General features: G+C 76.9%; 5 protein-coding genes. 3 read left to right on the forward strand and 2 right to left on the reverse strand.

The genetic code is table 11. The features are described from left to right. The first annotated feature begins 76 nt into the window (after positions 1 to 76). From ACI2L3_RS34505 to ACI2L3_RS34515, 3 genes are all read left to right on the forward strand, one after another. A complete protein-coding gene (locus tag ACI2L3_RS34505; protein ID WP_404756363.1) occupies positions 77 to 727 on the forward strand; it encodes a TetR/AcrR family transcriptional regulator in 651 nt (216 codons plus the stop codon). Beyond that, the gene (locus tag ACI2L3_RS34510; RefSeq protein ID WP_404756364.1) at positions 724 to 1,251 is read left to right on the forward strand and encodes an anthrone oxygenase family protein; all 528 of its coding nucleotides are present in this window, start codon (positions 724 to 726) and stop codon (positions 1,249 to 1,251) included. The genes ACI2L3_RS34505 and ACI2L3_RS34510 overlap by 4 nt, the downstream gene beginning before the upstream one ends. Before the next feature lie 116 nt (positions 1,252 to 1,367). After that, positions 1,368 to 1,679, forward strand: coding sequence for a DUF1330 domain-containing protein (locus tag ACI2L3_RS34515; protein ID WP_404756365.1), 312 nt, complete (start codon positions 1,368 to 1,370; stop codon positions 1,677 to 1,679). A 3-nt stretch (positions 1,680 to 1,682) separates the two neighbouring features. On the opposite strand, the gene ACI2L3_RS34520 is transcribed toward ACI2L3_RS34515, so the two are convergent. Both ACI2L3_RS34520 and ACI2L3_RS34525 read right to left on the reverse strand, forming a co-directional pair. Beyond that, the gene (locus tag ACI2L3_RS34520; RefSeq protein ID WP_404756366.1) at positions 1,683 to 3,542 is read right to left on the reverse strand and encodes an AMP-binding protein; all 1,860 of its coding nucleotides are present in this window, start codon (positions 3,540 to 3,542) and stop codon (positions 1,683 to 1,685) included. Further along, on the reverse strand, positions 3,542 to 5,881 hold the full coding sequence (locus tag ACI2L3_RS34525; protein ID WP_404756367.1) for an ATP-binding protein: 2,340 nt from the start codon (positions 5,879 to 5,881) through the stop codon (positions 3,542 to 3,544). Before ACI2L3_RS34525 ends, ACI2L3_RS34520 begins: the two co-directional genes overlap by 1 nt. Between the last annotated feature and the right edge of the window lie 323 nt (positions 5,882 to 6,204).

Consider the following 6,204-nt stretch of genomic DNA (forward strand, 5'->3'; position numbering starts at 1 on the left):
AGCGGCGGTGCGGCCGGGTGCCGCACCGCCCGGCGGCGGCCGGCGGGCCGGCGCCCGTTCGCGGAAGGGTGAGTGAATGTCCACTTCGGCACGTGCCTACCCGGCCCGGGCCCGGCTCCTGGACGCCGCCGAGCAGCTGCTGCGCGAGCGGGGTCTGGCCGCGGCCACCACCAAGGCGATCGCCGCCGACGCGGCGTGCTCGGAGGCAGCGCTCTACAAGCACTTCACCGGCAAGGGCGACCTGCTGGGCACGCTGCTGCGCGAGCGGCTGCCGGCGGCGGGCCCGCTGCTGGCGGGTGCCGGGCGCGAGGAGGACGCCGAGGCGTGCTGTGTGCGCCTGGCGCGCCAACTGGTGTGGTTCTACGAGCGGTCCATGCCGCTGATCGGCGCGCTGTTCGCCGATCACGCCCTGCTGTCCGGGCTGCGGCCCCCGCTGCCCCGTGGCACCGCCGCGGCCCCCGACGAGCTGCTGGAGGCGGTGGCGGGCCAGCTGCGCGCGCTGGGCGAGCGCGGCGGCATCCGCGCGGACGCCGATGTGCGGGCGGCCGGTGCGCTGCTGCTGGGCGTCTGCTTCCAGCGCGCCGCGCTCAGCCAGGTGGCCCCGCACGGCCGGCCGTGGTCCACCGAGGAGTTCACCACCGCCGTGGGGCGCGCCGTGGCGGCCTCGCTGACGTACGAGCAACACAACCTCGCCGAACACCCCGCCTGTTGCAAGGAGTTGGAATGAAACACAGCCCCCTGGCCACCGTCTCGCGCTTCGCGGGCCTGATCTTCGCGGGGATCTTCGCCGGTTTCCTCGTGGCCGTCCTGGTCCTGGAGACCTCGCTGCGCGACTACGACGCCAAGGTGTACGCGCAGGTGCGCCAGGTCGAGCTGGACGCCCTGGACACCCTGGCCTCGGCGACCCTGATCCCGGCGATCCTCGCCACCGTGCTGCTGGTCGTCGCCTCCCGGCGGGCGGGCGGCCGCACCCTGTGGCTGCCGGTGGCGGCGCTCGCGCTGCTGCTCGTGGTCCTGGTGGTGTCCTTGACCATCAACCTGCCCATCAACGGCGACCAGAAGGACTGGGACGTGGCGGCGCCGCCGTCCGACTGGGCGGACGTGCGCGATGAGTGGCAGAGCGCGCACGTGGTGCGCGTGATCGCGGCCGTCGGTGCCTTCGCCGTACTGATCGTGTCCGCCCTGCTGCGCCCGGCGGCCCCCGCGGCCGCTTCCGGCGCGTCCAGGCCCGTGTCCGCCGGCCGCCGGTAGCACCCGCGGCCCTCTCAACGGTCCCTTCGTGCCCCCTTTTTCGGGGCGCGGGGGGACCTTTTCCATGCCCGGAACACATCCCACACATCCCACACATCCCTGGAAGGACATCCGAGATGACCGCATACGTCATAGCCGAGGCCCAGCTGACCGGTGACGCCGAGGAGGTGGCGGCCTACAGCGCGCAGCTGGTCTCCACGCTGGCCCCGCACGGCGGCCGCTACCTGGTGCGCGGGGCGCCCGCGCAGGTGCTGGAGGGCGACGGGCAGGCCTTCACCGGGGTGATCGAGTTCCCGGACACCGAGGCCGCCAGGCGCTGGTACGACTCGCCCGCCTACCGGGCGATCGCGCCGCTGCGCATCCGCAACACCCGGGGCCGGATCCTGGTCTTCGAGGGGGTGACGGCCGGCCCGGCGCAGGTTTCCTGAGTCTCACAGGGTGCCGGTGGGGCGGCGGGCGAGGGTGGCCTGCAGGCGGCGGCGGTCCAGCTCGCCGCTGCCGGTGCGCGGCAGGCCGCCCAGAAGTTCCAGGCGGGCGGGCAGGTGGGCGGGGGCGATGCCCTGGTCCAGCAGGTGCTCGCGCAGTGCGCGCAGGGTGGGCGGGGCGCCGTCGGGGACCACGGCGGCGCAGGCCAGTTCGCCGTGCTGGGCATCGGTGCAGGCCACCACGGCGGCCTCGGCGACGCGCGGGTGGCTCAGCAGGCGCTCCTCGATCTCGGTGACCGGGAGGAGGAAGACGCCGCCGACCTCCTCCTCGTACCGCCGCGGCCGGCCGCTCTCGTCCAGGTCCGCCCAGGCGCCGCGGCCGGTGCCGGCGTCCGGCCCCCAGGCCGGGCTCGGGCCGCCGCTGTGCGGGCGCCACACCGCCAGCGGCGCGTAGGGCCGGTGCGGCGGCCGGCCCGGCTCGCCGCCATGGCCTGTGCCGGAGGTCCCGTCGTCCGCCCGGAGGGCGGGCTCGGCGGCGTCCGGTGCGTGCGGTCGCAAGGCGGAGGGTCGCCCCGGCAGCGGGTGTACCGGGGTGATCCCGACAGCGCCGCCGGGCTCCCCGTGCCCTTCAGGCGCAGGGGACTGCGTGCCGGGCGTCACCAGGCAGACGGGACTTGCGGCACCAGCCCTGGGCGCGGGCTGCGGCACGGCGCGCAGCGGCACCCGCAGGCACTGGCGCACCCGCCGGGCCAGGGCGGCGGGCGGCGGGCCCGGCGGGCCGCCGGTGAAGGCGGTGCGCAGCGCCATGAGCGGGCGGGGCCTGCGCTCCTGGGCGGCCGCGAGCTCCGCCCACTGGGCGGGGGTGGCGTGGGCCTGGCACACGCCGGCCCGGTCCATCAGGTCCAGGGCGGCCTCGGGGTCCCACAGCTCTTGCAGGACGACGGTGCCGCCCCGGGTGAGCGGGCCGATCACCGTGTGCAGGAGGGCGGGCAGCGCGGCCAGCGGCAGCGCGGTGAAGCAGGCGCCCTGCCCCGCCCCGGCCGGGGCGGGAAGGCTCGCGTGCAGGGTGTTGGGGGTGTGCAGGGCCATGCGGTGGGCGGCGTGCAGGCCCAGTGAGGTGACGGCCAGACAGATCCGGTCGGCCGGGCCGGGGGGCAGGGGCAGGCCGGCGTCCGCCCGGTGGCGTTCGTGCGCGGTGCGCACGAAGTGCTGGGCGAAGTCGAGGACGCCGCTGCCGGCGCCCGCCGGCTCGCCGAGCACGGCCCGGTGGCGCAGCCAGGGCAGGCCGGGTGCGAGGTCGGCCAGCAGGCGGGCGGGGGCGATGCCCACCCACTGCTCGGACACGACGCACAGCCGGGGCTGGGCCGCGCCCAGGACGGCGGCCAGGTCGCGGGCGCCGTAGCCGGGCAGGACGGGCACGGCCACGGCGCCGGTGCGCAGGCAGGCCAGCAGCAGCGCGCAGGTCTCCCAGCGGTTGGGCAGCTGGAAGGCGACCGGGTCGGCGGGGCGTATCCCCAGCGCGTCCAGGGCGTGGGCGAAGCGGTCGGTGCAGGCGGCGAGCTGGGCGTAGGAGATGCGGGTCACCCGGCCGGGGGCGGGGCGGTGCGCGTGGTGGGAGACGATCGCGGTGCGGTGCGGGTGGCGGGCCGCGCCGCGGTACACGTCGTGCAGCACGGTCTCGGCGCGCCACCAGCCCCGTTCCGTGAAGGGCCGGACCAGCTCCGCGGGCGGGCGCAGCGCGGCCAGGTGCGGGGCGAGCGGGCCCTCCTCGTACGGCGCCCGGGGCGTGCGGGCCGCGGTGCGGGCGGGGTCGCGGCGGGATTTGCGCGGGGAATTGCGGGGCGGGTTGCGGGGCGGTGTGGCCATCACTGTCTCCTGCCGACGGCCCAGGCGACCTGGACCCGTGAGTTGCAGTCCAGCTTGCGCATCACGTGGCGGACGTGGTTGACCACCGTCCACTCGGCGATGTCCAGCTGGTGGGCGATCTGGCGGTTGGTCATGCCGTCGGCCACCAGCAGGGCGACCTGCAGCTGGCGGGGGGTCAGGGCGCCGGTGTGGCCGGGGTCCTCGGCGCGGCCGGGTTCGGCCACGGCCAGCGCCTCGGCCGCCATCGCCGCCGGGCGCAGCCGCAGGCCCTCGGCCCAGGCGGCGGCGAAGACCGGGCCGCCCAGCCGGCGGCGCAGTTCGGCCAGGGCGGCGGGCAGCCGGTCGCGGGCCGGGCCGTCGGCGCCGGCGCCGGTGCGGGCGCGCAGCGCGTGGGCGGCGGCCAGCAGCCGGGTGGCGCGCTGGGGCCGGCCCGCGCTCTGGTGCAAAAGCAGCGCGAACTGCTCCAGGACGGCAGGCAGTTCGGTGCGCTCGTCGATCGACTCGTACAGGCCGATGCTCTCGCGCAGCGCGGCGCGGGCCCCTGCCTCGTCGCCCTCGTGCAGGGCGAGCTGGGCGCCGACGCGGACGGTGCGGGCCAGGTCGCGGATGGCGCCGTGCTGGCGCTGGATGCGCTCGGCCCGCTCCAGCAGGGCGCGCGCCTGGTCGGCCTCGCCGCCGGCGAGCAGGACCTCGGCCAGCGCGGTGGCGGCCTCGGCGGAACCGGCGGTGTCTCCTTGCACGTTGAGGGTGGTGCGGGCGGCGGCCAGCAGCGACTGCCCCATGGCCCGGTCGCCGCAGCGGAACAGGGCGTGGCCGCGGCGGGCGGAAGCCAGCGCGCCGGCCCCCGGGTCGCGCAGCCGCTTGTACAGGTCGACGGCGCGGCGGTGGCGGTGCGCGGCGCCGTCGTGGTCGCCCAGGGCGGCGGCCAGCACGCCGGCCCCGGTGTAGAGGCGGGCGCGGGCCCGCAGCCGCTCCTCGCCGTCGGCCATCTGCAGGGCCCGCCCGGTGGCGTCGAACCAGCGCAGGCCTTCGGTGAGTTCGCCGCGGATGAGCCAGGGGTAGAGGCAGGCGCCGACCAGAGCGGCCCGTTCGAGCAGCGCGCTCTGCTCGGCCGGCTCGTGCCGCTCACGCTGCTCATGCCGCTCGCGCTGCTCGCGTTGCTCGGGCTGGTCGTCGTGCTGGTCTTTCAGGTGGTGCAGGGCGGCCAGGACGTTGTCGTGCTCGGCGGCCGCGGCCCGCAGCCAGCGCTGCTGTTCCGAGCCCTGGAAGCGGCCCTCGATGGTGTGCAGCAGCTTCTGGTAGAAGCGGGCGTGGGCCTGGCGGGCCGCGGTGGCCTGCTGGGGCCCTGCCTCCTCCAAGAGGGCCAGGCCGTAGGCGCGCAGGGTGCGCGACATGGTCAGCCGGCTGTCGGTGCGCGGGTTCTCCCGCAGGGCCAGCAGGTTGCGGTCCAGCAGCGCCTCCAGGGCGACGGCGGTCTCCCCCGCGCCCAGCGGGGAGATCTTCTCGGCGGTGGCCAGGGTCAGCCCGCCCTGGAAGAGGGCGAGGCGGGCGAGCAGGGCGCGCTGGCCCTGGCTCAGGCCGCGGCAGCTCCAGTCGGCGATGGCCAGGGTGGAGCGCTGGCGCGGCGGTACGTCGACGGGGCCGGGCAGGTGGCTGTCGCCGCCGCGGCGCAGCCAGGCCCGCAGCTCCTGCGCCGGGTACAGGCGCAGCCTGCGGGCGGCCAGTTCCAGGACGAGCGGGACGCCTTCGAGGAGGTTGCAGATGTCGACGACGGCCCCGACGTTCTCCGCGGTGAGCGCGAAGGCGGGGTTGGCCTCGTGGGCGCAGCAGGTGAACAGCCGGACGGCCGGATTGTCCTGGACGTCGGCGACGTCGGGCTCCAGCAGCGGCCCGGGGACGGGCAGCGCGGCCACGGGCACGATCCGCTCCCCGTACAGGCGCAGCACCTCCTGCCCGGTGGCCAGCACGGTGAGCTGGGGTGTCTCGGCGAGGTGGCCGGCCAGGACGGGGGCGAGCCCGCCCGCGACGTGCTCGACGCCGTCGGCCACCAGCAGGGTGCGCCCGCTGCTCGCCTCCCGGGCGATCCGGTCGATGTGCTTGAGGGCCTGTTCCAGGTCGGCGCAGGCGGGCAGGTCCAGGGTGTGGATGCCGCCCGGGAACAGCGCGGCACCGGCCCGGGCGGCCTCGGCGGCCAGCCGGCTCTTGCCCACTCCGCCGGTCCCGGTCAGGGTGATCAGGCGGACGGCCGGGTCCTGGAGTCTGCCCTGGACACCGATCAGGTCGAGTTCCCGGCCCACCAGTTCGGCTGCCGGATGAAGCGCCCGCGGATCCGTCGACATGTTCCCCCTCATGACTGACTGACCGGCACCGCGCCGGAATCCGTGCGTGTCCGGGACCCCCGCCGCGGCGGTTGTGCACCGGTGCCGGGTCCCGCCGCGGTGTACGTCTGTGCCCGGGTCCCGGCGCGGTGTGCGTCTGTGCCTGGGTCCCGGCGCGGTGTACGCCGGTGCCCGGGGCTCGCCGCGATGTGCGGCTGTGCCCGGGTCCCGGCGCGGTGTACGCCGAGGCCCGGGGCTCGCCGCGATGTGCGGCTGTGCCCGGGTCCCGGCGCGGTGTACGCCGAGGCCCGGGGCTCGCCGCGATGTGCGGCTGTGCCCGGGTC

Source organism: Streptomyces sp. NPDC029674 (assembly GCF_044903205.1).
Classification (GTDB): Bacteria; Actinomycetota; Actinomycetes; order Streptomycetales; family Streptomycetaceae; genus Streptomyces.

What these genes read in the sequence shown, in the direction of transcription:
- ACI2L3_RS34525 (WP_404756367.1), bottom strand. Translation starts at nt 5,881, where the DNA reads ATGTCGACGGATCCGCGGGCGCTTCATCCGGCAGCCGAACTGGTGGGC.
- ACI2L3_RS34520 (WP_404756366.1), bottom strand. Translation starts at nt 3,542, where the DNA reads ATGGCCACACCGCCCCGCAACCCGCCCCGCAATTCCCCGCGCAAATCC.
- ACI2L3_RS34505 (WP_404756363.1), top strand. Translation starts at nt 77, where the DNA reads ATGTCCACTTCGGCACGTGCCTACCCGGCCCGGGCCCGGCTCCTGGAC.
- ACI2L3_RS34515 (WP_404756365.1), top strand. Translation starts at nt 1,368, where the DNA reads ATGACCGCATACGTCATAGCCGAGGCCCAGCTGACCGGTGACGCCGAG.
- ACI2L3_RS34510 (WP_404756364.1), top strand. Translation starts at nt 724, where the DNA reads ATGAAACACAGCCCCCTGGCCACCGTCTCGCGCTTCGCGGGCCTGATC.